Source organism: Paenibacillus xylanilyticus, from assembly GCF_013359935.1.
Lineage (GTDB): Bacteria > Bacillota > Bacilli > Paenibacillales > Paenibacillaceae > Paenibacillus > Paenibacillus xylanilyticus.
This window is the reverse complement of record NZ_JABMCB010000202.1, coordinates 652,103-677,141: the sequence shown is the minus strand read 5'-3', so window position 1 is coordinate 677,141 and position 25,039 is coordinate 652,103. Positions and strand designations below refer to the sequence as shown.

The following is a 25,039-nucleotide window of genomic DNA, read 5'->3' as shown; positions in this document are numbered from 1 at the left end:
ATCATGATAAGAAAATATGTGAGGGAAATCCAAAAGCAGCGTCTTCCGTAAGATACGGAGGCAACCTTGGAGGTTTTTGCGGGTTTATGTAACACACCGTAATGAATTACTTATACGATTGAATTAAAAATGCCCATCACTTATAGCATGATGGGCATTTCTCTTATGAAGACTGGATTTCTCAACGAATCTAATTGAATTCCACGATCTGATTGATATCCGTCCCCTCCGTATTTTTGCCCAGGAGCCTACGGAACATGAACTTCGCCATTTTGAACTTGTTGCCGGAATCCCAATACTCGGCGGATTCGGCTGTGACCTTGATGAGAACGAGATTCGGATCGTCATATGTGGTTTCCAGTACTTTCTCGTAGGCCGGACTCCAGAATTCTTTTATCTTCTCGGAACTTTCCACGAGTTCGGCTTCACCGCGGATGGAGAGGAAAGACTTACCCACATATGCCACGTTGACTTGCTGATTGCGAAGCAGTTCATGAAACTTGCTGGTATCTTTCTTGGTCAGGAACCACAGGTTGCTGTCGAACTCGCAATCCTGGGTTTTCATGGGACGTGAAACTAGCCCTTCTTCTGATACCGTTGTGAGCATCGCAACGTCGATGTCTTTGATCAATTCCTGAATTTTCTTGATCGCTTCTTGGTGATCTGAGGTTGGATTCATCGTGTGATTCATCCTTTCGATGTGTATTATTATTAATATTTCCCACGCTAAGCTTCGCCAAACCTCTCGTTATCGTCCGTTCTTTGATCCGAATGTACTTCTTCTTGTCCAGTATGAAATTGGAGAGACCACGAACAGATGAAGCGTTGGTTCAAATTTGTCTGTAAGGCAGTTTTTATGTAACCTTAAGGGGGAGCTTCATTCCATAAGATGTATAATACTGAATATATATATTTAATGGGGTGAATGCGATGTTAATCAGAGAGATACAACCTGATGATGCTCAACGTTTTGATTTGCTAATGAAACAAGTTGAAGCTGAGGCTGATTTTATGCTAATGGAGCCAGGAGAAAGAAAAGCTTCTCCTGAACAACAACATAAATGGTTGGTAAGAATGGACAAGGAATGGAATTCAACGGTTCTGGTTGCAGAACATGATGGACAGTTAGTTGGATATTTAGCAGTCATTGGTGGAGATACAAGAAGAACAAAACATTCAGCCTACCTAGCCATAGGTGTTTTAAAAGAATATACCGGGCGTGGTATAGGAACAAATCTTTTTCAAAAGATGGAAGAGTGGGCAGTAACTCATAATATTTTACGGTTAGAACTTACAGTGGTCATTCAAAATGAAGCAGGTGTATCTCTATATAAAAAAATGGGATTTGAGATAGAAGGCATAAAAAGAAACTCACTAATGATAAATGACACACCTTACGATCAATACTTTATGTCAAAAATATTCTCGAAGTAAGAAGGGAGGCAACTTGTTATGGAAGAAGTTATTTACTTAATCACAGGCGTTATGGCTTCCGGAAAGTCAACGGTGGCGGAGCTGCTGGCCTCCAAGCTGGGGAAAAGTGTTCATCTGCGAGGGGATGTGTTCCGTCGCATGATCGTATCAGGACGGGAAGAAATGTCTGCTGAACCGTCCGAAGAAGCAGTCCGCCAATTACATTTGCGGTATCGGTTAGCCGTAAATGCTGCAAAGACCTATTATGATAACGAATTTTCTGTTGTTTTGCAGGATAATTACTATGGAGCGGAGTTAATCTATATGATGGAGCAATTAAAGGATTACCCGGTTCAGATCATTGTGCTGTGTCCAAATGTAGAAGTGGTGAAAGAACGTGAAAAATTAAGGGGCAAGGTCGGCTATACTGGCTTTACGGTGGAAAATTTGTATTCAGAGTTTAAGAAGGAAACGCCTAAAATCGGGTTTTGGCTGGACAGCTCGGAGCAGACACCTGAGCAATCAGTAAATGATATCTTGTTATACTCTGAAAAAAATGAACCTATTACAAATCTGTAGTGACACTTTTTTAATGATATATCGAAGGTAGAGTATAGTTCCATTCATAGTCGCTATTATAGCGGCTTTTTTTATCGGAACAAATTAGAAGGCGAAAAGGGATCAGTGCTGCTGCACGTGAAGCGATAAAAAGAACAAGCGAGCTTGCGTATTGACGCACTGCTCGCTTGTTGCTTTTATTAACCCACCGGCTAGGGAGGAATTAACGGTGGTATACAAACCTTGGAAAAATTACCCGTCAGTTCATTTATGTTACGGTTACATCAGCCAGATTAGAGTTGGCAGGCATAATGGATGGTGTGGATTCTCTTATGATCGGTTTGGTCACGATGTGCGAGACCTGAAAAGGTTGTGCGGGATTGTCAATTCGGGATAACAGCATCTCCGCTGCCTTGATACCCATCTCGTTGCTATATATATGAACCGTCGTTAATGGAGGTTCAATAATTCGTGATTCGGGAGCGTTATCGAATCCGCATACAACAACATCCTGTGGAACGGATACATTTCTCAATTTCAAGGCCTTTATCAGTTCGACCGCGATGAAGTCATTGGCGCAGACATATGCATCAGGTAACGATTTCAACTCAGACACTCGATCCCTCAACCAGCCGGGCTTCGAGAAGAACAGGCGGTCATCCTCCACAATGCATTGGGATAGATCGACCTGCAGCCCCGATTCCAGCATGGCCCGCTGATATCCTACCCAACGTTCATTGAAGCTTTTACAGTGATTGTAATCCCCGGTAAATCCAATATTTTTGTAGCCGCTCTCAATTAATTTTTTGGTTAACTGGTAGATGCTATGTTCATTCTCCATCAACAGCAGATCAGCATGGAAATCAGGATAACATATGTTCGAAGCGCAATCGATGAAGATGGTGGGGATCCCCAGATTGGTAATAAGCTGAGTGTATTCAAGATTGAATAATTCAATACAAATGATGCCATCTACCTTCGAGAGATCAAAATTGTTGGGAAGTGCAAGTGAATTCTGATCAACCTCGCGCACAATATGGATGGAGAGATTGTATCCCTCTGCACTAATTCTTTTCTCCAAACCGCTGATCAATAACGAACCAAAGTGGGATGTATTGGGCAGATTTTCTGTTAACAGGGCGATATTCCCTGGTGTTTTGGTTAAGACATGCTCACTCTCCATATAAGCGAACTGTTTGTATTTGAGTTCCATTGCTTTTTTGATTACACGATTCCGTGTCTCGTCCGGGATATTGCCAGTATCATTTAATGCCTTGGAAGCCGTATTCCTGGAGATGCCTAAAGCATCCGCGATGTCCTGAATCGTGACTCTTTCTTTTGCCATCTCGCGTTTCACCTCTAATGATCAAATGGTCATCCGTATAGCTATCTAACTCAAATGTATAATAGATTGAAGCAAATAGCAATCTCGAGTTTACAAATGCACAATTAAGTTTACGTTTTCCAAATTGAGGCAATCTACTTTGGTATGTTTGTATTCTTTCTGCCATGACCGAAAAATAACAATCCCCCTACGATGTATGGGTTTAAGGCGTGGAGAAGTGAAAGGAATATACTTTATATACGCAAATAAATGGACGACCTATACTGAAAGCAAACAAAAAAGTAATCAAATGCACAATTATTTTTACATAATGTATTGACTAATGCCTATACCACCTGTTAAATTGTAAAATATCAAATGAGCAATTGTAAATATTGAAAGCCCTTACCGGGTGCAATTGTAAACTTAAGTGATGAACGGAGGTAACATGTTGGATAACGCAGTGGATACCCAAAAAAGTTCGGGAAGGGCACTGAAAGAGAGGACATCGACCAGTCACAGGATGCAGCAGCTCAAAAAGCACTATTTTTTGTATTTGTTACTTGCACCAGCTTTGATCCTGACCCTTGTCTTCAAATACATCCCGATGTATGGAGCCATTATTGCATTTAAGGATTTTAGCCCAATCAAAGGCATCATGGGCAGTGAATGGGTAGGGTTGAAGCATTTTGAGAAATTTTTGGCTTCCCCCAATTTTGATGTCATTTTTATGAATACGCTTAAACTCAGTTTTTTTGGATTGATCTTCAGCTTCCCGGTACCCATTTTGCTAGCTCTCATGCTCAATCAGGTGCGTAAAGCCGGGGTGAAGAAAAATATTCAGTTGTTTCTGTATGCACCAAACTTCATATCGGTTGTTGTCATTGTGGGTATGCTGTTTATCTTTCTATCACCGACAGGGCCGATTAACCAATTCGCCACATGGATCACCGGTCAGCCGATTATGTTCATGTCCGAGCCGGAATATTTCCGCTGGATATACATTTTGTCTGATATCTGGACCGGAGCGGGATGGGCTTCCATCATTTATGTCGCGGCGTTGGCCAATGTCGATCCGGAACTTCACAATGCAGCCAATCTCGATGGTGCGAATCTCATTCAGCGTATTCGTCACATTGACCTTCCGACGATTCGTCCGATTATGGCCATCGTATTTATTCTAGCAGCTGGCGGGATCATGTCCATTGGATTTGAGAAGGCTTACCTGATGCAGACGTCCATGAACCTGCCATCCTCCGAGATCATTGCCACGTATGTCTACAAGGTGGGCTTGCAGTCTGGAGATTATGCTTACTCTGCAGCTGTGGGATTGTTCAACTCGGTTATCAACGTGATTTTGCTGGTTACTGTGAATCTGATTGTCAAGAAATTGAATGAAGGCGAAGGCCTCTATTAGGAAAGGAGAGTTATTCATGGTTGTCAAACATACGGGACTGGATCGTCTGCTCCTCGTACTGAACGCGATCTTTCTCACTTGTGCTGTACTGGTTGTGGTCGTGCCCCTGATTTACATTGTTATCGCCTCATTCATGGACCCGACTGTGCTGCTGAACCGTGGCCTGTCTTTCAATGTGTCCGATTGGAGTTTGGATGGTTACCAGATGATTTTGTCGAATCCGGCCATGATTCGAGGTTTTGCCAATGCTGTGCTGTACTCGGTTTCCTTTGCACTCGTGACGGTGACTGTCTCGATATTTGCAGGTTATGCATTGTCTGATGATAGGCTGGCAGGACGAGGATTTTTCATGATTATATTTATCATTACCATGTTCTTCGGTGGCGGATTGATTCCCACCTATCTGCTCGTGCGTAATCTCGGCATGCTGGATACGGTATGGGCCATTATCATTCCAGGTGCAGTGAACGTATGGAACATCATTCTCTCCAGAACCTTTTTCAAAGGGGTACCGCGAGAATTGAAAGAAGCCGCCAATGTGGATGGTGCATCCGAGATGAAGATTTTCTTCCAGATCGTCATTCCATTGTCGAAACCCATCATTTTTGTACTGGCGTTGTACGCGTTTGTAGGGCAGTGGAATTCCTATTTTGATGCCATGATCTATCTGGATAATCCCAATCTCCACCCGTTACAGCTTGTACTGCGCTCTATTCTGATACAGAACCAGGCTGCACCAGGCATGATCAGTGATCAGCTTGCGATGGCGGAACTGAAACGGCTCTCGGAAATGATCAAATATTCAGCCATTGTCATTTCGAGCCTGCCACTCATCATTATGTATCCATTCTTTCAGAAATATTTTGAAAAAGGTGTCATGGTAGGCTCACTTAAATAGTGAACGGCCTGATATACAGCAAGTTTGATCCAACTCAATTCCATGGAGGTCATGATCATGAAAAAAGCGAACAAGTCCAGAAAAGCCGTTACCACAGCATCCGTTTCCATGCTGTCTGCCATGCTATTGCTCTCGGCCTGTGGTGGGGGCGGAGGCGGTGCAGCGAGTGAAGCCCAATCACCTGATGGCAAAGTGTCATTGAATTTTATTACACAGAGCTCTCCGCTGGCGCCCGCTGATCCGAACGAGAAGCTGATCTACAAGAGACTTGAAGAGAAGACCAATGTGCATATCAACTGGAAAAACTATACGAGTGATGTGTTTGCCGAAAAAAGAAACCTGGCAGTAGCCAGCGGTGATTTGCCGGATGCCATTTTTGACGCAGGTTATGGGGATTATGATCTCCTGAAACTGGCGAAGGACGGGGCCATCATTCCACTGGAAGACCTGATTGAGCAATACATGCCCAATCTGCAAAAAGTGCTGGAGGAAGCTCCCGAATACAAGAGCATGATCACGGCTCCGGATGGACATATTTATTCATTTCCCTGGATTGAGGAACTTGGTAGTGGCAAACAACGGATTCAGGCAGTGGATAACTTGCCCTGGATCAATGTGGAATGGCTGAACAAGCTCGGACTAAAAATGCCGACGACAACCGAAGAACTGAAAGAAGTGCTGATTGCATTCAAAACTCAGGACCCGAACGGTAATGGTAAGGCTGACGAAATTCCGTTGTCTTTCATTAACAAGCCGGGCGGAGAAGATCTGACATTTCTCTTTGCGGCATTTGGACTCGGGGAGAACTGGGATCATACCGTGGTGACCGATGAAGGCAAGGTGGTCTTCACGGCAGCTGATGAAGGTTATAAGGAAGCGGTTAAATACATTCACGAACTGGTTCAGGAAGGTCTCGTGGATGTGGAAGCGTACCAGCAGGATTGGAATACGTATCTCGCCAAGGGCAAAGACAACAAGTATGGCATGTATTTCACTTGGGATAAAGCCAACATTACAGGCATGAATGATGCCTATGATGTTCTGCCTCCGGTTGCTGGACCGAGTGGCGAGGTCAATGTGACAAGAACGAACGGTATCGGTCTCGACCGGGGACGTATGGTTATTACCAGCAGCAATAAAAATCTGGAATCCACAGCGAAGTGGGTGGACCAACTGTACGATCCGCTCCAATCTGTGCAGAACAACTGGGGAACGTACGGCGATGAGACACAACAGAATATTTTTGAATTCGACGAAGCCAAGGGTATGCTGAAGCATCTTCCGCTGGAAGGCGCTGCACCTGTTGAGCTCAGACAAAAAACGAGCATTGCAGGACCGCTGGCCATTCTAGACAGTTACTACGACAAATACACAACCAAACCGGAAGATGCGGCATGGCGTATGGAGCTCCTTGACAAAGTGATGGTTCCGCATATGAAAGCGGAAAACGTCTATCCAAGCGTGTTCTTCTCCATTGATGAACTCGACCGGCTCTCCACGATTGAGACCGATCTGTTCGCCTATGTGTTGCGTATGCGGACGGAATGGTATCAGAACGGAAAGATCGATCAGGAGTGGGATGCTTATTTGAAAGAGTTGGATCGTCTTGGACTGCAAGAATGGCTTCAAATTAAACAAGCGGGATATGACCGCAATACCAAATAAACAAACGGATTGAGGAGACGCTGCTATACATTGCAGCAGATTGCGAGTAAAGCCTTGTCTCCCCATGATCAGTTTGATCCAAAGGAGTTAACCAATATGTCTACAATAACAACATCCGATTTCCGGGGAATCTATCATTTCACACCTAAGAAGAATTGGATCAATGATCCGAATGGCATGGTATTTTTCAAAGGCGAGTATCACTTGTTCTATCAGCATCATCCGTTTGGCACAACATGGGGACCGATGCATTGGGGACACGCGGTGACCAGGGATCTGGTCAACTGGGAAGAGCTCCCCGTGGCTTTGGCACCGGATGAACATGGCACGATATTCTCTGGAAGTGCTGTGGTGGATTGGAATAATACTTCCGGATTCTTTGACGATGAGCCTGGATTGGTGGCTATTTTCACCCACCATCTGGAAGTGCCAAACGATCATCCGATTCAGCGACAGAGTCTCGCTTACAGCAAGGATAACGGCAGAACATGGATCAAATACGAGGACAATCCGGTACTGGAAGATAAAATGTTCGTGGATTTCCGTGATCCCAAAGTATTCTGGCATGAGCAGACCGAGAAATGGATTATGATTATTGCTTGTGGTCAAACGGTATGTCTGTATCATTCTCCCAATCTGAAGGATTGGACGCTGGGCAGTGAATTCGGTACAGGAATCGGCTCACATGACGGTGTCTGGGAGTGCCCTGACCTGTTCCCGCTGGCCGTCGATGGAGATGCGAGTCAGGAGAAATGGGTGATGCTCGTCAGCATTGGTGCAGATCCTGCCTTCAAGGAAGGCTCCAGAACGCAGTACTTCACCGGAGATTTTAATGGCATTTCATTTGTTCCTGATGAAGCTTCCCATACCGTTCGCTGGGTTGATCATGGTCGGGATAACTACGCAGGGGTCAGTTGGTCTGATATTCCGGCAGAAGACGGCAGACGCCTGTTTATGGGCTGGATGAGTAACTGGATGTATGCCAATCAGACGCCAACGGAAGGGTATCGCGGCGCGATGACCATTGCGAGAGAGCTGACATTGGAGACAAGGGACGGAGAAATCCTGCTGGTTCAGCGTCCTGCGCGCGAGCTGGAACAAGCCCGCAAGCCAGTATTGTCCCTACAGGATGCTTCAATCAGCCAAGTGAGTGAGCAGTTGAACACTTTGCGTCTTGTAAATTATGAGATTCATGCGGAATGGGCTTCTGATCTATCCGTTCAATTTGCATTACGAAGTGGTGTGGAGAATGAAACGCTTATAGGCGTGGACGCTACCGAGAATGAAGTATACGTCGATCGCAGCCGGTCAGGTATTATCGACTTCCATGAACATTTTCTGGGTCGTCATGCAGCTGAATTAAAAGCAGTAGACGGCAACCAGCGTTTGTGTATCTTTGTGGATCATTCATCCGTAGAGGTATTTGCCAATGACGGTCAGGCGGTGATTACCGATCTGATCTATCCGGATGCGGGTTCCAAGGGAATCTCGGTTCATACGGATCATAAAGATCTGGTATTTTCTTCGCTTCATATCTATGAACTATCCCCTGTCCAAGCAGAAGGTCAATCGGAATGAGCGCAAGGGGGACAGGAAAATGCGTATAGGAGCCATAGAAGCGGGAGGAACAAAGTTTGTATGTGGTGTAGGCAATGAGCAAGGTAGAATTGAAGATTGGTGCAGCTTTCCAACCGAGCATCCCGAGACCACACTTTCGAAAGTTACCGAGTATTTCAGGGATAAGGGAGTGACGGCCATCGGAATTGGCTCCTTTGGTCCGATTGATCTGCAACCGGATAGTTCCACCTATGGCTCTATCACAACAACACCCAAGCCGGGTTGGGGTAACTGCAATGTTGTTGAAACCTTGAAGCGTGAATTTCCGGTTCCCTTCGGATGGGATACGGATGTGAATGCAGCGGCACTTGGAGAAGTCACTTGGGGAGCAGCGAAGGGGCTGGACAACTGTGTGTATTATACGATCGGCACCGGTGTTGGAATTGGACTTGTTACGGGAGGCAAACGTGTACATGGATTGCTGCATCCCGAGGGTGGACACATGCGGACGAGGCGGCACCCGGATGATCATTTTCCCGGATTATGTCCGTATCATGGCGATTGCCTGGAGGGGATGGCTGCAGGGCCAGCCATTCAAGCTCGCTGGCAGAGCCCTGGCAGCGAACTGCCGGCAGACCATCCGGCGTGGGAGATCGAGTCCTTTTACATTGCGGAGTCCATCACGACGGCCATTCTGCTTCACTCCCCGCAAAAGGTCATCTTGGGCGGTGGGGTAATGCAGCAAAGTCATCTGTTTCCGATGATCCGGGAGCGGGTTGTACAAAATCTGAATGGTTATGTGAATGCAGCGCCAATAACACATCATATCGATCAATATATTGTCCAGCCGGGATTGGGCCAGCATGCAGGACTATGCGGTGCCCTCGCATTGGGTTTGGAAGCACTGGAACGTGTCACGTCTGCTTCATAGCTTTTGATATTCATTAAAGTCCCGGAAGGGACGGATGCATGTTCACTTATTTTGCTAAGAGAATGCACCGTCCTTTGTGGGATTTTTGCTTATTCATTCATACGAAAAGAGGGAAGGCTCATGAAATGTATCATCCGGACCATCGGTTGTGTTCTATTATCATGTTTCCTTGTGTTTTCTTCTGCAGAAGCTTATGCCACAGCATCTTATACGGAGACAGACGCCACGCAGTGGAAAGAGCAACCATACGAGGGATCAGCGAAACAACACAGGGAGGCGGTTCAAACGTTAACCAAAGTGTCTAAGGCTGCAACGAATTTGTCGGATTGGACAGTACAGGGCAGAGGCAGTCTGGAAGATACAGACGAAGGACTCCGTCTGGCTTCGGATGCCGGGGAGAATGTGATGGCGATTTCCGCCACACGAGCCGATAATTTTATCTATGAAGCTGATTTGATGATTCAGAATATGAAAGCGGATACCAGTCTTATTTTTCGATCCAATGATACAGGCTGGTCTTCATATATGCTGCAAGTGGTTCCCCAGGCTGGTGTGATACGTCTAAGAGATGCAAGTGGACAGCAGGGAAAGTTGTATGTCGAACATAAAGCAAACCTCGAAGTTGGAGGCATCTATCATTTGAAAGTGAAAGCGGACGGGGATAGACTTCAGGTGTTTTGGGACGATCGGTACGATCCGGTGATTGATGTGAAGGACAGTGCCTACTCATCAGGGAAGCTGGGGCTCCATGTTTGGGATGGGTCCGCTTTGTTCCAGAATGTGCAGGTTAGTACCATGAATGGAAATGTAGGCAAACCGATAAGCAGCGTAGGCGAATGGCAGCCGGATTTGAAAGGTTATAGAGGGAAGGGAAATGCCCAGGACACCGGAATGACTGTATACGAAAAGGCAGCTGCAGATTTTGTGTTTGAGGGGAATATAACACTGTCCAATACAAATGAGGGTTCCTCGGCGGCACTGTTATTCAGGGCGAGTACAGACGGAACGAGGGGATATGAAGCAGTCCTGATCAGGGAAGGAGCAGAAGTAGGAGTTCAGCTTCGAAAGGCAGACGGGACCGTGCTCGCCAGCTCGAATCGCATGTATCCAAGTCTACCGGGAGCGAGGCATCACATCGAAGTTATAACCTCGGGCAGCCTGCTTCAGGTCTATGTGGATGGTTACACCCCTCCGGCTGTTGAGGTCACAGACACAAGTTATGCGAATGGAAATGTCGGCCTTGTGGTTCAACAAGGTGTGGCTTATTTTCAGGATATCTATGTAACGGAAGAGTCAGTATACTACAAAGAAGACTATCGTCCCCAGTACCATTATTCTCCGATTCGGGGATCGGCAAGCGATCCGAACGGGCTGGTCTATTATGAAGGAGAATATCATTTGTTTCATCAGGATGGAGGAACCTGGGCTCATGCAGTCAGTTCTGATCTTATACATTGGAAACGCTTACCCATCGCCTTGCCATGGAATGATCAGGGTCATGTATGGTCGGGATCAGCAATTGCTGATCTAAACAATACATCCGGTTTATTCACGGATTCAGGCGGAAAAGGTCTGATTGCGTACTACACTTCCTATCACCCGGATAAGCCTGGCGGCAATCAGCGCATCGGTCTTGCCTACAGTACAGATCAAGGCCGGAACTGGCATTACGCTGAAGATCGACCGATTGTTATTGAAAACCCTGGCAAGAATGGTGATGATCCGGGAAGCTGGGATTTCCGTGATCCGAAGGTCGTCCGGGATGAAGAACACAACCGATGGATAATGGTCGTGTCCGGAGGGGATCACATCCGGTTCTTCACTTCAACGAATCTGCTTGATTGGACGTTAACCGATAATTTCGGATATGGAGATTACGTACGTGGTGGTGTGTGGGAGTGTCCCGATCTGATGCAGCTGCCTATAGATGGAACGGATCAGCGGAAGTGGGTACTTATGATTAGTACAGGAGCCAATCCGAAAACCCAAGGATCAGATGCAGAATACTTTGTAGGCGAGCTGACAGCAGAAGGGAAATTCCTGAACGATCATCCGGTTGGGCAGGTGTTGAGAACGGACTTTGGCAAGGAATTCTACGCATCGATGTCCTTCGCAAATATGCCTGATCAGCGGAAAGTCATGCTTGCATGGATGACGAATTGGGATTATCCGTTTGAATTCCCAACCTCATCTTGGAAAGGGCAACTGACCATTCCTAGAGAAGTATCTCTTCGAACCGCGGATGAAGGAGTGCGGTTGGTACAAACACCAATCACTGAACTCCAGACGCTGCGGCATAATCTATATAGTGCACAACAATTGATGGTTGGACCCAAAACAAAAAATCCGCTTGATGGCCTCACGGCGGGAGCATATGAGATTGAAGCTGAAGTGGAAATCCCGGCTAATAGTTCCGTAACCGAGTTTGGTTTTCAACTGCGTCAAAGGGAGGGGCAGCAAACCACAGTAGGATACAGAGTGGATTCGCAGAATATGTTCGTGGATCGCTCTACCTCAGGTGATGTGAGCTTCTCCGACTTATTCACCAAGGTCCATGAGGCACCGTTACAACCCGAAAATCAGAAGGTGAAGCTGCGCATATTTGTCGATGAATCCTCTGTTGAGGTCTTCGGCAATGATGGTAAGGTTGTTTTCTCGGATGTCATTTTTCCAGACCCGGCGGGAAGGGCGATGGCATTCTATAGCCTCGGTGGAGAAATGAAGGTGAACTCTTTGAAGGTGCACACCTTGGATAACATCTGGAGAGAGGACACATCTCCTCAGACACAGGTCATTGCAGATACCCACAGAAGAACGGCAAATATAGGGCAGACTCAAACCTTGTACGCGGCGGTTGAGGGCGGACGTGGAAAAGGTGCTCAACCGTTGAAGTGGAAAGTAAGCAATCCCAAAGTGGCGCAAATCGTTCATTCTGATAAAACGAAAGCGACCGTTCGAGCCGTGGGTGGAGGGGAAGCTATCGTAACGGTATCAACGGCAAACGGCAAAGCTTCTGCCAAAATACCGATTACGGTATCCAGCGGCATATTCCAAACCAACTTGTCTGGCTGGAAATCGGATAAATCAACTGCCCAATGGTTTGTTACCGAACAAGGCATACAGGGGAGCTCTAGTGGAGATTCACAGTATATCGCACAGGAAACGGCGGGCGATTTTCAATATGAAGCTGATCTAACGCTAGGTGCGCAGAGTGGAGCGGGGTCCATTGTATTCCGTGCGAGCGAGGATGGACGAAGCGGTTACTACTTGAACATTGACCCTAATCTGAAATCCATCCGACTTTTTTATAAAGTGAACGGGAAATTTGAAACTAGGCAGGTCCTTGCCCAGATTCCGAGATTCAGTGGTAAGCATCAAACGTATCACATCCAGATTCAGGCGGATGGTCCTCGGATCCAGGTTGTTTTGGATGGCAAGCGGATAATGGATCTTAAGGATGGAACGTTTGCTGAAGGACATTTCGGTGTTCATGTTTTTGGAGGAAGTGCTTCCTTTCAGAATGTAAACGTGAACAATGCGAAAAAAGCGGAATTGGAGACGGTGATGATTCGGAACGCAGGGCATCCCGTAGTCATGCAAGCTGTTCAATCTGAAGCAGGCGAAGTTATAAAGGTTGACGACGGGGCAGAGAATGCAAGTGAAGGTTTAAAATGGGTACTTGTTCCTACTGGAGATGATTCCGGCTCCTACTCCATTCGAACCTTGAGCGGAATGGCGTTGGATTGGGATGTAGGACAGAATCGCGTCCAGCTCTACTCGTATCTTGGGTATGCTAATCAACGCTGGCTAATTTCTGAAAATGATGATGGAAGCATACACATTACAAATATGCATAACGGAAACGCACTCGGCATATCCGCGGATGGGTCAGAACTCGTGTTGAATGAGCTTCGCAAAGAAAATGAGAATCAAAAATGGTTTTTTAGGTAGGGGATCCCCAATCAAATTGAGTGAAAATACGATAAGGTAACAAGGATACATTCCCATTGAAAGTCGCTATTAGCGGCTTTTTTTGTTTCCATGAACCCATTTCTTGTTCCGATCCGAGGGTGAGAATTTGCTCCGGTTACCGATTACGTCGTTGCCTGGACATTAAAATTATTCAACAAAATGTGACCAAATCAGAAGGCATGGTTGATTCGGGTCATCACCAATCATTACGAATCCTTATTAGGCAGAGGATGGCGTAAACGGGAGGTCAAGCTGGAAGGAGTCGATCCCCTTACAACGGACAACCCTGAAGATCACGCATTGATCGAACTCGTGCTGTCACTGCCCGTTAAGTATAGATCGGTGGTTCATCTGTATTCTCGAGGTTGAGGATGGAGCGTTTCAAACGTTCTGGAACAGCCTGGGCGAGTAAGGCGCGGAACGCACTACGAATGCATCAAGAAGAGCGAACAGGGCACGCAGGTGCATTTGTTCGCTTTTTTATGTTTGCCTAAACGAGGTATTGCCGAGGGGGTCATGGCATTATTTAATAATATTCTGATGTAAGAAGTGCAGAAAATCACTTTGCATCGAGCCAAGAGTAACTATTTTTTTGATTATTCTGAAATTCCAATATTGGCCGTTGACTTTGAATGACCATATGGCGGAAAGCAGAGTTCCAGAACGATACTTTTGTTCTTCTAAATCAGATACTTCAAATTCAACTTTGTGTACGACTTTGGAAGAAAACAGATTGAGAAAAAGGATAATCATCCGATCCTCATTTACGAGTAATATGGCCCGACTTGTACGAGCCGAGAAACTTTGGGGAGTTGAGTAGCAGATATGCATGTTAGATTCCCTATGGGATTCAGTCAGCTTATCGATTGTTTTTTTGTTAATGAATATCATCGCCAGTTACCTTTCTATTTGGACGTTATTCATGCAATAACTTGTTAAACCATATGTACAGAAAGAATGAGAAACCCATAGCGAATTCTTAAAGGACATTAGTATTGGTATTGCTGTATGAATTCAAACCACTACAAATTCCAATTTTTGTGATAAGAGCAAATCTATTCTATACTACCACAAGTAAACGTTCTCAAGTAAGACCAGCTTCCCAGCATTTTACCGATTCCATCCGCCAAGTGCACTTCAGGGCCTGAATAGTGCATTTCACCCAAATTCAGCTCCGAAACCTGTGATAAAATAGTATATTCGAGAGTGAAATTCAGAGTCGATGTCAATGGAAAGGCGGATGTTCCCTCATGTTCAATGTAGCAATCTGTGATGACGAGGAGAAACAAAGAGAACAGGTAAAAACAATGCTGATCTCCTTGTCACTAAAAACAAATATTGATTTCCAAATTACCTTATTTGCTTCAGGCGAACAGCTGGTTTCTCATTATAATAACGTTGGGGATACGTTCCATGTTCTGATCATGGATGTGGAGATGAGTGGAATGAACGGGATCCAGACGGCCAAACAAATCAGAAATATGAAGCATTTGGATGTGCAGATCATGTTTCTAACCAGTTACCCGGAGTATATGGTGGAGAGCTTTGATGTGGTCACCTTTCAATATTTGATCAAACCGATCCAGCCCCATATTTTCGAGGAGAAGATGATTAAACTGTGCCAGTACTTTAAAGCGATGGACAAAAAGTATGTGCTGATCAAGTCAGACTATGAAGAAATTCTGTTGAAATACGATGATATTTTCTGGATTGAGGTCGTTAAGAGTTTAACGATCAAAAACAAACTGAATTTTGTTACAAAAGAAAACACACATGAGAGCAAAGGCATTTTATCCAGTTATGCTGCCGCCTTGAAAGACCATGGTTTTTTGCAAATTCATCGCTCGATTATCATCAACCTGCTGCATGTCCAAAAGTTTTCCGGCGCTCAAGTGGTCATGTTAAATGGTACCGAATTGCCTATTGGTCGTTCAAAAGTCAAGGAAGTCAAGGATGCTTACACCAAATTTATGATTATGAGGATTCAATGATATGGATACATATGTGATCTGGTCCGTCATCGTGGTTACCTTGCTTATGGCGTTCCAAGTGAATTTTTATTTTGATTCTGTACTTGGCAAGTTCAGGCGAAAACGGCATCGAGCAATCTATTTTGTCCTGTTTATCGTATTGGGTTATTTCTACTTGGCATCATCATTACCTCCAATCGTTTCTTCTGTCGTTGCTTTGTTATTCATCTTCAGTCTGGCGCAATCCTATGAAGTGGAGTTCAAAATCAAACTTGTCTTCACGGTCCTGTATGCGGTTCTGATCACAACGGTGAATTTCATTGCGGTATATATCATAGGGGTACTGGATTCTACAGATTATAGTTCATTGGATCATTTTAACGAGGAACATCAATGGGTGTTCTCCAAGGTGATGCTGCTCGGCTGCAGCATGATGTTCATTGTCATTCAGATTGTCCGCCTTATTGCCAAACGGAGGAGTTTCACAGTACATTATCGCTATTATTTCTTGTTTCTGATTGTACCTACCATTACGATCTACCAGATCAATGTGGCTTCGGTGTACAGTGAAAAAAACATATTTTATGTCGTTTCCGTGCTAGGCTCCCTTTTTCTCAATGTGTTCATTGTTTATGTATTCGATAGTATGGTCGAAAAGGTTCAGCTCGCTCATGAAAATGCCCAGCTGCAGCGTCAGATGGATTATCAGGATGCCAACTACGAGAAGACGGTGCACAGTTTCAAAAATGTGAAAAGCATCATTCATGATATCAATCAGCAGTTTCTGTACATTGAAGAATGTATCAAGCAAAACAAGCTTGAAGCGGCGGGGGATCATATTAAACTCACGTTGAATAAGATTGAAGGATCGTACCAGCGGGTGAACTCCGGCAATCTCGTGATTGATGCTCTTGTAACAAATACCATCGCCCTGGGGCAGGCAAATGGAATCAAAATCGACACCCGAATTGGACTTCACTCTCAACATATTCACATTGATCGATATGATCTGTGCGTAGTGCTCGGCAACATGCTGGATAACGCCATCGAGGCTTCCAAGCAGGTCAGACATGCGGAAGACAGATATATCCTGGTTTCGATTCACTCCACAGCGTCTGCACTCGCTATCCAGATTATGAATCATGTGGAGCAAAAATTGACTCACTTGAAGAGTGAAAAGCCCAATCCGGAGTATCATGGAATAGGCCTAACCAATATAGCGAGAATGTGCGAGAAATATGGTGGACATATGAGCATCGAGAATCATCATCGTACCTTCAATAACATGGTCGTGCTCCCGTTTGATCCAAACCATCTCTGAACATACCGTTCGGGGATTGTTTTTTTCCATTCAGGGTCCATTCTCGTTCGATATGCCTCTTCCCGGATATGATGAAAGCAATCATACAAACAGCATCATAAGGGAGGAAGTATTCAATGAAGAAACTGATCAGCATGTTATGTGCGGCAGTGCTCGTGGTCATTCCGATGACCGATGTCAGGGCAGAGGCAAACAGGATGGGAGCGATCGAGAATCAGGCGGAGCGACTTGCGGCACAGATGGTGCAAAATTATGGGGTTACAGGTCTGCAATATGCCATCATGGACGAAGGGGAAATCATTTTGTCGGACGGTGTAGGATTCCACGACAAGGCATCCCAGAAACCAGTCGACAAGGATAGCATGTTTGGTATAGGTTCTGTAAGCAAGATGGTTGTAACAGCAGCTACCATGATGCTGGTCGATTCCGGTAAAGTGGACCTGGATCAGCCCCTCACTTCGTATATTAAAGACTTTGAGATGGCGGATGACCGGTACACTCAAATCACCCCGCGCATGCTGATGAACCATTCTTCCGGTCTCTATGGCACACATTATGGAAACAGCATGTTGTTTGACGATAATGACACTCGCAATCATGATGAATTATTACTCAAACTGAAGTCTGAAAAGCTTAAGTCAAAACCGGGAGCCTATTCCGTCTATTGCAATGATGGTTTCCAACTACTTGAGATATTGGTTGAACGGGTGAGCGGATTAAGCTACAGCGAATATATCGCCAAGTTCATCAGCAATCCGTTACACTTGGAAGCAACCAAAACACCACTGGATTCTTTTGATAGAGAACAATTGTCTGAAACATACTGGCCTACGATGGAAACGAAACTGCCTGTCGAAAATGCCAATATCCTCGGTACAGGTGGAATCTACTCGACTGCAGAGGAATTGAGCCGATTTGCTGAGGTGTTGATAGGGAACAGACCCGACATTCTGTCCGAATCCTCGGCAAAGTCCATGCAAAATCATGAATATCGTCAAGGAATATGGGTATCCGAAGAGAGAAATACCTTTAACTACGGTCTCGGATGGGATGCCGTTGCGCTGGCACCGTTCAGCGATTACGGCATTACTGCACTTACCAAGGGTGGAGACACCATGTTGTATCATGCATCGTTAATCACCATACCTGAACATGATATTTCGATGGCGGTTCTTTCTTCTGGCGGGTCATCCATCTATAACCAGATGTTTGCCAGTAAAGTTCTGCTGGAGGTTCTTGAGGATCAAGGCATTATTGAAGAGATTCAACCTGATCAGAAATTCTCAACACCCGACAAAGTGAAGATGCCGACGGAGTTGACTGCCTATTCCGGTCTTTATGGTACGGTAGGTACAACGCTGGATATAGACATTAAAAACAGTGAGATCAAGCTGCCTGCTTTGCAGGGAGGACTTATCCCGGAGCAGACCTATGTGTACACAGGTGAAGGACAATTTACGAGTCCCGATGGAAGTGTGAAGGTCAGTTTCGAGAAAGAACGTAATGACAAGGTGTATGTTAAAGTTCTGGCAAACATCACGTTACCCGGTTTAGGCCAAACGGTGATGAACACCTATGATTTCCAAAAACTGGAGCATAACACGCTCGATACAGCAACGAAAGAGAAGTGGGCAGCTCGCAATGGCTCGAAGTATTACGCATTGGATGAAAAGATAACATCGATCTTCTATCTGCTTCCTTCAATGCTGATCAAAAATCTATCCGTAGATGCGGAGAACGGTTATGCGAATGGTACCCGAGTTGTTGATCCAGACCACGCAGAGAATGTCGCCGAGATTCCTGTTATGAATGGAAGAGATGCATTCGATCTGCAGCTCTACTCGAAGAATGGCGCAGAGTTTTTGATTCAGGATGGTCAGGAATACATCGCAGAGGATGCCATTTCACCGATCTTTGCCGGGAAAACAGGAGTCACTACCATCCCATCCAACGGGCAAGCCCGCTGGTATGCCATCGACTCCCGCTCGGCGAACAAATCGTTAACGGTGGATTCTCCGGAAAACGGAGGTTATGCCGTATATAACGAGAAAGGTGAAGTGGTTCACTTTTCCGTAGCAACCAATCAACAATCGACACAGCTCCCAAAAGGTGGTTTTATCGTTTTTGGTGGTGAAGCCGGAGATGTCTTCAAAATTCATCTAAAGTAAATGAATTGAACAATGAGTTCAAAGGAGCATATTGGATCCCGAGCATAGGCTCCCCGTGATCCGGTATGTTCCTTTTTTATGTGCCCAGATAGCCTGAACGGCTGCTCATGTATGCTGTGTTTTCAGTCCTGCTAAACGAAGAGTTTGCTCCAGCCGATCCAGATCCACGGAGAAGTCCTCCAATCCCGGAAAGCGGTCCTGTGTTGTTCCGGCATCCTGCCCATACATCATATAATAATCAAGTTTGTTATGGTTGCTGATCATCCAGTAAGTAGGCACTACATGCCGGGTATGAAAAATTTCGACGACAAGGGTTCCTTCCATGCAGAAAGCAAGATTGGCCAGCCCGGCTCCATGTGGTGAAACAATTGCTTTTGAGGAAGAAAAGAGCTGAACTTGCTGGGCAACGGTCAAATCCTCCAGACATACAGGAGTGAACCCATACGGCTCCAAATGCCGGATTACCTCGTCCTCGTTAGTGATCCGTCGGGCAGAGGCTTTGCTCCGAGAAATGAAAATGCGATCGGGAGAATGCAGCGTTGTATCGCATCCGGGTAGCATAAACGTCCGAAGGATAGCTGTGGCCCAAGGAGGATAATGGGAATTCATCATGAGGGAAGGTACGACCAACCGGTCGGCCTGAATTTCCAGATCATCTTCAGTACGAATTACGGACGATTCGGATACGCCAAACATACATAACGTTTCTTTCACAAAAGATCCATGAGGATTCGGATTCATGACCAGTGATTGAAAAGGAATATTTAAAACCCGAAGCATACCCAGTCGCGGCAGCACATCATATAACCAATGAAAATAATTATGACTTCCACAAAAAGTTAAAACGGCTGCTGTCCCCTCGAGATGCTGATGCTCTTGAGCCTTCCTTCGGTGCAAAGCGGGGTGTTCTTCCAGTGTCAGCATTCTGTTTTGTTGTCCATCATACTCAGGGGAAAGTTCGAAAATCAGTTTTCCGTCCGATGTCAGGATAGAACCTGTTGATCCCCAAACACGCCCATTCGGTATGCAGGCAACATATCCGCCTTCGGGATGAAGGGTGTATGGCATCAAATAACGATGTATCTCCGTTTCAGGGGTTTTCGGAGCCTCGAATTTGGCGACTCCGCCAAAATGAAAAGGGGAAACCATTTCATCGCCGCCGGGGGAAACGGAGGCTATCCATTCCCAGATGTCTCTATAGAAACCGTATTTATTTGGATTGGTGTCTGTCGATTTAGCATTGCCGCACATTTCATTCATTCTTCGCCCTCCAGCACCATGGTTACTTATGAAGCTAATTTATGCAGGTAGGCCATAAAGGGCACGAAGAGAACGGACTTTATATGATGCCAAACTTTAATTTCAGATTTTTGCAAGACACCATCAAGACGTAGAAGTGATGGATTTGCGGTAAGCACGCGGTGTACAGCCAACCACTTGTCTGAATTGCCTGGAGAAATGCTCGACATTCCGATAACCGCAAAGTTCACTGATGTCTGAAATTCTGGACTGGCCATGAATCAGTCTTTCTTTGGCCAGACGAATTCTGGATTGAATGACATCTTCCATGCAGGAGATGCCAAATGTAGTTTTATATATCGTTTGCAGATAGCCCGGACTAAGATGGACACAATCGGCCATGACAGCAACGCTCCATTCTTGTCCCGGGTTGTGGTTAATGGCTTTGCGCAAATTCAAAAGATCCTGATAATGAGGCTTGTTTTCGGCGGACTGAGAGGCTTCGAGAAGCTTGTTAAACATAATTCGAAACAAATAATCAATGGAGAGCTCACGGTAATCACACTGAAGAAAATTTTCGGTAGCCATCAATTGGAACAACTGATGACAATAACCAGGATCCGGAAGAAGAATGGGAGTGCCGAGCGGAAGAGTTGTCTCCAGTACATACGCTTCATCGGAAAGAAATCGCACCCAGTCATTTACGTATTGATCAGAGCACGCACGATACATGATTTTCTGATAAGGCGGGTATAGGACGGCACAATTGGCCGGATACGCTTTTATTTCGCCATTCACCCAGAATTCTGCCGGAGTCTGTGTAAGAATAAGCAACCAGAAGTCATGACCTTCCGGTATGTCATAAATGAAATCAGCAGGATGAGCGGCATCATAACCGACATAAAAGATCGTATTCATAGGATTCTCCAATCTTGGGATAGATCAATTTTGCGTTAGTATATATCATTCTTTGAGATGCACTTCTACTTTATAATTTTAAGGGAAAAACGCTAGGAAATCACTCATTTATCGATAAATTTCGAGAGGGGTATCGTCGGGTAAGTCTTTGAAATCATCAATAACGGAGACGTATTGTTGCCGGTTCTATCTTGAAATCGATGGATTTCCGGTCATGGATTTAACCGAGGATCGTGATCTGTAACAAGAATTCGTTAATGTATCTGTTGAGGTTGTGATGAAACATGAATAGAAAGGGGAGAACGGAAAGTATGTATGCAAACCCGATTATTTGGGCTGATTATCCGGATCTAGATGTGATTCGGGTCGAAGATACCTATTATATGGTCAGTACAACCATGCATATGATGCCGGGCTGCGTCATCCTGCGGTCCTATGATTTGATTCATTGGGAGACTGCAACTCATGTGTACGATAGACTTGATGATACACCAGCCCAGTGTTTGGAGGAAGGCAAGCAGATTTACGGCAAAGGCATGTGGGCTGCCTCGCTTCGGTATCACAAGAACAGGTTCTACGTTATTTTCGTTGCCAATGATACGCATAAGACATATCTGTACACTGCCCAGCAAATAACCGGTCCCTGGACCAAACAGTATGTGGAAGGGTTTTATCATGATTGTTCTCTGTTTTTTGACGAGGATGATCGAACCTACCTGATACATGGCAACACCGAGATATATCTGACGGAATTAAGTTCTGATCTGTCCGGACCTAAGCCTGGTGGAGTACAGCGAATGATCGTAAAAGATAAGCAGCCTCATTTCCTCGGCTATGAAGGTGCCCATTTCTACAAAATTAACGGAAAGTACTATGTGTTCCTAATCCATATATCCAAGGCTTCTGGCAGAAGAACACAGGCGTTCTATATGGCAGATTCGTTGGACAGTGAGTTTGTTGGCGGTGAAGCATTCAATGATGACATGGGATATTTTAATGCAGGGGTAGCTCAGGGGGGAATCGTGGATACACCGGATGGAGACTGGTATGCCATGCTGTTTCAGGATCATGGTGCCATCGGACGTATACCTGTGCTGGTCCCGCTGCACTTCGAGAACGATATACCGGTGTTTGCCGAGAAAGCTCCGAAACAAATCCTGATTCAGAGTACAAGACCCAATTATACATATAAACCTCTGATTGGGAGCGACGCATTTCATTATGAAGCCGATGAAACAGGGAGGGTAAGACTGAACGATTTTTGGCAGTGGAACCATACCCCACACGATGGCCTCTGGTCCGTGACCGACAAACCGGGCGTTTATCGGATTCAATCCGGACATATTCGTCCCAACCTGACCTTTGCCGTTAATACACTGACACAGCGTGCAATGGGTCCCGTTTGTGAAGCGACGGTCACATTGGATGGAAGCGGGCTAAAGGATGGCGATTATGCCGGTTTGGGTTTTCTGATTGGCACCTATGGGTTGATCGCACTCACGAGGAATGAAGGTCGTTTAGAATTAGTCATGCTGGCAAGAAACAGCGAGGATTCATCCATCTTCGGTAATCTGATCGATGCGGAGCCAGCTACCGAATACGCAAGAATTCCGATGGTGGAATCCGTAGTTACGCTTAAGGCTATTGGAAATTTCGTGGACAACCAGGATGAGTGTTCATTTTTTTATCTGGAAGGATCGCAGTGGAAGCCGCTCGGAATTACCCACAAAATGGTTTATAAATTGGATCATTTTATGGGATGCCGGATCGGATTGTTTTTATATTCGACAAGCGTGATCGGAGGAATCGCTGATTTTTCGAATTTTGAATATCAGGTGATGCTTGCGCATAACGGGAAATAACGGAATGAAGTCGCCGAGCCGGCGGCTTTTTTTTCTACCAACAACTAATCTGGTTCTGCTCAGCTGAAGCGAATTCATGTACAATAAGAACAGGTTTCAAGATCAGGGGACAAACCATCCATTTCGGCCGAATCGGGGTGCATACTTTGCGCATTACTGCGTTAACCAAAACAAAATTAGTTATGATCCTCCTGCTTAGTGCATGCATACCAACAGGACATACAAGCGGATATTCGGAACAGGACTTAATGAATATCGACGTTCAGGCTGCGGAAAATGAACCGCATATTAGCAAATACAGCTCTCCGGTACAGGTATCCTTTGTCAGAGAGGTAGGGGACGATCTGGAACAAATGATCAGCCAGCTGCCTGGAGAGAGTCTGCTCGACAATCGATGGACCCGGTTGTATGAGGAGAAGCTGGGGATTCAGCTTCAATACGACTGGATTGCGAGAGGGGACGTTTATGGACAGAAGTTGGGTGTTTCTCTTGCTGCCGGTCGTATTCCTGACATTGTCAGAGTAAATCCGTACCAGCTAAGACAGTTGAGTAATGCAGGTCTGATTCAGGATCTGTCAGAAGTGTACCAAACCTATGCCTCTCCGCTTACGAAGAGCATATTGGAGGCAGAAGGAAGCGGCCCGTTTGACGCGGCAACCATTGATGGCAAATTGATGGCCATTCCTGAAACGGCATCCTCCATAGAATCTGCCCAGTACTTGTGGATTAGGACCGACTGGCTAGAACACCTGCAGCTTGATCGGCCTGAAACCATGGAAGACGTGCTTGAAATTTCTAAAGCGTTTACAGAGAGAGACCCGGACGGCAACGGTCAACGGGATACGTACGGACTTGCCCTAACGAATCATTTGTGGGACCCGGTCATGGGGGCTGTCGGCCTGATGGCCGGGTATGGCGCATATCCGAATATATGGATTAAGGATGAGGATGGCAGACTAGTATATGGCGGCATACAACCCGAAGTCCGAAAAGCACTGCAAGTGCTGCAAACCATGTACCTGGAAGGTCAGCTTGACCCCGATTTCAGCTACAAAAAAGGAACGAACGAAGCAAGACTGATCCAGAACGGAAACATTGGCATGCTTTATGGTGAACAATGGACTCCTTTTAAGATCCAGTCAAGCCGGGAGAACGATCCAAAAGCAGAGTGGCAGGCTTTTCCCATCCTTGCTGAATCCGGAAAATTGGCGAAGGTGCAGCTTCGCACCAATACTTGGCAATATTTCGCTGTTAGAAAAGACTACGCGCACCCTGAAGTCATCATGAAACTCATGAACTTGCATTTGGAAACCAACTGGGGTGAGCACGCACAGTACGAAACATACTACAATGACGATTCCAAGGCCGTATGGATGCTCTCGCCGGTCACCCCTTTTCCGGGGACCAAAAACCTGGACGCTTACCGCCAAATTCAGGAAGCGAACCGCTCGGGTAATCTTTCCGTTCTCCAAGAGGAAGCATCGGCTATTCAGAAGAGAATTGAGGCGTATACCGAGGAGAACGTGGAGAGCGGTTGGGGATGGAAGCAAACCTATGGACCGTCAGGTGCGCTCAGTATAGCTGATGGCTACGAAAGAAACGGACAACTACTGTACGATCAATTCACGGGTGGAATTACTGAAACAATGGTTGATCGGCAAATCATACTAAATGATCTTCAGCTTGAAGCCTATCTGAATATTATTCTGGGCAGACCCATAGAAGAGTTCGACCTGTTTGTGGATAATTGGCTAAAGCTGGGTGGAGATCAGATCACTGCGGAGGTTAATGCGTGGCTCAATACAAAAACGGCAATGGAGCATTAA

At 45.6% G+C, this 25,039-nt stretch carries 17 protein-coding genes; 13 read left to right on the top strand and 4 right to left on the bottom strand.

Translation table 11 applies throughout. The features are described from left to right. Positions 1 to 190: 190 nt before the first annotated feature. Entirely contained in the window at positions 191 to 679 is a 489-nt protein-coding gene (locus HP552_RS29540) for a pyridoxamine 5'-phosphate oxidase family protein (protein ID WP_175398919.1), read from the bottom strand. A 251-nt stretch (positions 680 to 930) separates the two neighbouring features. Here HP552_RS29540 and HP552_RS29535 point away from each other — a divergent pair, with 251 nt between their 5' ends. Continuing rightward, complete coding sequence (locus HP552_RS29535; protein WP_175398918.1) at positions 931 to 1,434, top strand: GNAT family N-acetyltransferase; 504 nt, start codon at positions 931 to 933, stop codon at positions 1,432 to 1,434. An 18-nt stretch (positions 1,435 to 1,452) separates the two neighbouring features. Continuing rightward, a complete protein-coding gene (locus tag HP552_RS29530; RefSeq protein WP_175398917.1) occupies positions 1,453 to 1,992 on the top strand; it encodes an AAA family ATPase in 540 nt (179 codons plus the stop codon). 247 nt (positions 1,993 to 2,239) lie between these two features. Here HP552_RS29530 and HP552_RS29525 read toward each other — a convergent pair whose 3' ends face one another. Continuing rightward, positions 2,240 to 3,316 carry a LacI family DNA-binding transcriptional regulator gene (locus HP552_RS29525; RefSeq protein WP_175398916.1) on the bottom strand — a complete coding sequence of 359 codons (1,077 nt, stop codon included), beginning with the start codon at positions 3,314 to 3,316 and terminating at the stop codon, positions 2,240 to 2,242. Positions 3,317 to 3,818: 502 nt separating this feature from the next. On the opposite strand from HP552_RS29525, the gene HP552_RS29520 reads away from it, so the two are divergent. The 9 genes from HP552_RS29520 (at position 3,819) to HP552_RS29480 (ending at position 19,194) form a co-directional block, all read left to right on the top strand. Continuing rightward, positions 3,819 to 4,712 carry an ABC transporter permease gene (locus HP552_RS29520; RefSeq protein WP_246311127.1) on the top strand — a complete coding sequence of 298 codons (894 nt, stop codon included), beginning with the start codon at positions 3,819 to 3,821 and terminating at the stop codon, positions 4,710 to 4,712. Between the two features lie 16 nt (positions 4,713 to 4,728). Next, entirely contained in the window at positions 4,729 to 5,610 is an 882-nt protein-coding gene (locus HP552_RS29515) for a carbohydrate ABC transporter permease (protein ID WP_175398915.1), read from the top strand. A gap of 57 nt (positions 5,611 to 5,667) precedes the next feature. Then, positions 5,668 to 7,275, top strand: coding sequence for an ABC transporter substrate-binding protein (locus HP552_RS29510; RefSeq protein ID WP_175398914.1), 1,608 nt, complete (start codon positions 5,668 to 5,670; stop codon positions 7,273 to 7,275). Between the two features lie 96 nt (positions 7,276 to 7,371). Continuing rightward, entirely contained in the window at positions 7,372 to 8,853 is a 1,482-nt protein-coding gene (locus HP552_RS29505) for a glycoside hydrolase family 32 protein (RefSeq protein ID WP_175398913.1), read from the top strand. A gap of 19 nt (positions 8,854 to 8,872) precedes the next feature. Then, positions 8,873 to 9,763: an ROK family protein gene (locus tag HP552_RS29500; protein ID WP_175398912.1), complete on the top strand. Its 891-nt coding sequence runs from the start codon at positions 8,873 to 8,875 to the stop codon at positions 9,761 to 9,763. A gap of 120 nt (positions 9,764 to 9,883) precedes the next feature. Then, a complete protein-coding gene (locus HP552_RS29495) occupies positions 9,884 to 13,714 on the top strand; it encodes a GH32 C-terminal domain-containing protein (RefSeq protein WP_175398911.1) in 3,831 nt (1,276 codons plus the stop codon). A 1,271-nt stretch (positions 13,715 to 14,985) separates the two neighbouring features. Then, a complete protein-coding gene (locus HP552_RS29490) occupies positions 14,986 to 15,726 on the top strand; it encodes a LytR/AlgR family response regulator transcription factor (RefSeq protein WP_175398910.1) in 741 nt (246 codons plus the stop codon). A 1-nt stretch (position 15,727) separates the two neighbouring features. After that, positions 15,728 to 17,026, top strand: coding sequence for a sensor histidine kinase (locus HP552_RS29485; protein WP_175398909.1), 1,299 nt, complete (start codon positions 15,728 to 15,730; stop codon positions 17,024 to 17,026). 116 nt (positions 17,027 to 17,142) lie between these two features. Continuing rightward, complete coding sequence (locus tag HP552_RS29480; protein ID WP_175398908.1) at positions 17,143 to 19,194, top strand: serine hydrolase domain-containing protein; 2,052 nt, start codon at positions 17,143 to 17,145, stop codon at positions 19,192 to 19,194. 105 nt (positions 19,195 to 19,299) lie between these two features. On the opposite strand, the gene HP552_RS29475 is transcribed toward HP552_RS29480, so the two are convergent. Further along, a complete protein-coding gene (locus HP552_RS29475) occupies positions 19,300 to 20,454 on the bottom strand; it encodes a glycosyltransferase family 61 protein (RefSeq protein WP_175398907.1) in 1,155 nt (384 codons plus the stop codon). Between the two features lie 123 nt (positions 20,455 to 20,577). Further along, positions 20,578 to 21,351 (bottom strand): helix-turn-helix transcriptional regulator, encoded by a 774-nt coding sequence (locus HP552_RS29470; protein ID WP_175398906.1) that lies wholly within the window; start codon positions 21,349 to 21,351, stop codon positions 20,578 to 20,580. Positions 21,352 to 21,662: 311 nt separating this feature from the next. On the opposite strand from HP552_RS29470, the gene HP552_RS29465 reads away from it, so the two are divergent. Together HP552_RS29465 and HP552_RS29460 are read left to right on the top strand one after the other, a co-directional pair. Then, positions 21,663 to 23,213 carry a glycoside hydrolase family 43 protein gene (locus tag HP552_RS29465; protein ID WP_175398905.1) on the top strand — a complete coding sequence of 517 codons (1,551 nt, stop codon included), beginning with the start codon at positions 21,663 to 21,665 and terminating at the stop codon, positions 23,211 to 23,213. 248 nt (positions 23,214 to 23,461) lie between these two features. Then, positions 23,462 to 25,039, top strand: coding sequence for an extracellular solute-binding protein (locus HP552_RS29460; protein ID WP_175398904.1), 1,578 nt, complete (start codon positions 23,462 to 23,464; stop codon positions 25,037 to 25,039).

Excerpts from the sequence above, each read along its gene's own strand:
- HP552_RS29540 (WP_175398919.1), bottom strand. The coding sequence starts at position 679 with ATGAATCCAACCTCAGATCACCAAGAAGCGATCAAGAAAATTCAGGAA.
- HP552_RS29535 (WP_175398918.1), top strand. The coding sequence starts at position 931 with ATGTTAATCAGAGAGATACAACCTGATGATGCTCAACGTTTTGATTTG.
- HP552_RS29530 (WP_175398917.1), top strand. The coding sequence starts at position 1,453 with ATGGAAGAAGTTATTTACTTAATCACAGGCGTTATGGCTTCCGGAAAG.
- HP552_RS29525 (WP_175398916.1), bottom strand. The coding sequence starts at position 3,316 with ATGGCAAAAGAAAGAGTCACGATTCAGGACATCGCGGATGCTTTAGGC.
- HP552_RS29520 (WP_246311127.1), top strand. The coding sequence starts at position 3,819 with ATGCAGCAGCTCAAAAAGCACTATTTTTTGTATTTGTTACTTGCACCA.
- HP552_RS29515 (WP_175398915.1), top strand. The coding sequence starts at position 4,729 with ATGGTTGTCAAACATACGGGACTGGATCGTCTGCTCCTCGTACTGAAC.
- HP552_RS29510 (WP_175398914.1), top strand. The coding sequence starts at position 5,668 with ATGAAAAAAGCGAACAAGTCCAGAAAAGCCGTTACCACAGCATCCGTT.
- HP552_RS29505 (WP_175398913.1), top strand. The coding sequence starts at position 7,372 with ATGTCTACAATAACAACATCCGATTTCCGGGGAATCTATCATTTCACA.
- HP552_RS29500 (WP_175398912.1), top strand. The coding sequence starts at position 8,873 with ATGCGTATAGGAGCCATAGAAGCGGGAGGAACAAAGTTTGTATGTGGT.
- HP552_RS29495 (WP_175398911.1), top strand. The coding sequence starts at position 9,884 with ATGAAATGTATCATCCGGACCATCGGTTGTGTTCTATTATCATGTTTC.
- HP552_RS29490 (WP_175398910.1), top strand. The coding sequence starts at position 14,986 with ATGTTCAATGTAGCAATCTGTGATGACGAGGAGAAACAAAGAGAACAG.
- HP552_RS29485 (WP_175398909.1), top strand. The coding sequence starts at position 15,728 with ATGGATACATATGTGATCTGGTCCGTCATCGTGGTTACCTTGCTTATG.
- HP552_RS29480 (WP_175398908.1), top strand. The coding sequence starts at position 17,143 with ATGAAGAAACTGATCAGCATGTTATGTGCGGCAGTGCTCGTGGTCATT.
- HP552_RS29475 (WP_175398907.1), bottom strand. The coding sequence starts at position 20,454 with ATGAATGAAATGTGCGGCAATGCTAAATCGACAGACACCAATCCAAAT.
- HP552_RS29470 (WP_175398906.1), bottom strand. The coding sequence starts at position 21,351 with ATGAATACGATCTTTTATGTCGGTTATGATGCCGCTCATCCTGCTGAT.
- HP552_RS29465 (WP_175398905.1), top strand. The coding sequence starts at position 21,663 with ATGTATGCAAACCCGATTATTTGGGCTGATTATCCGGATCTAGATGTG.
- HP552_RS29460 (WP_175398904.1), top strand. The coding sequence starts at position 23,462 with ATGAATATCGACGTTCAGGCTGCGGAAAATGAACCGCATATTAGCAAA.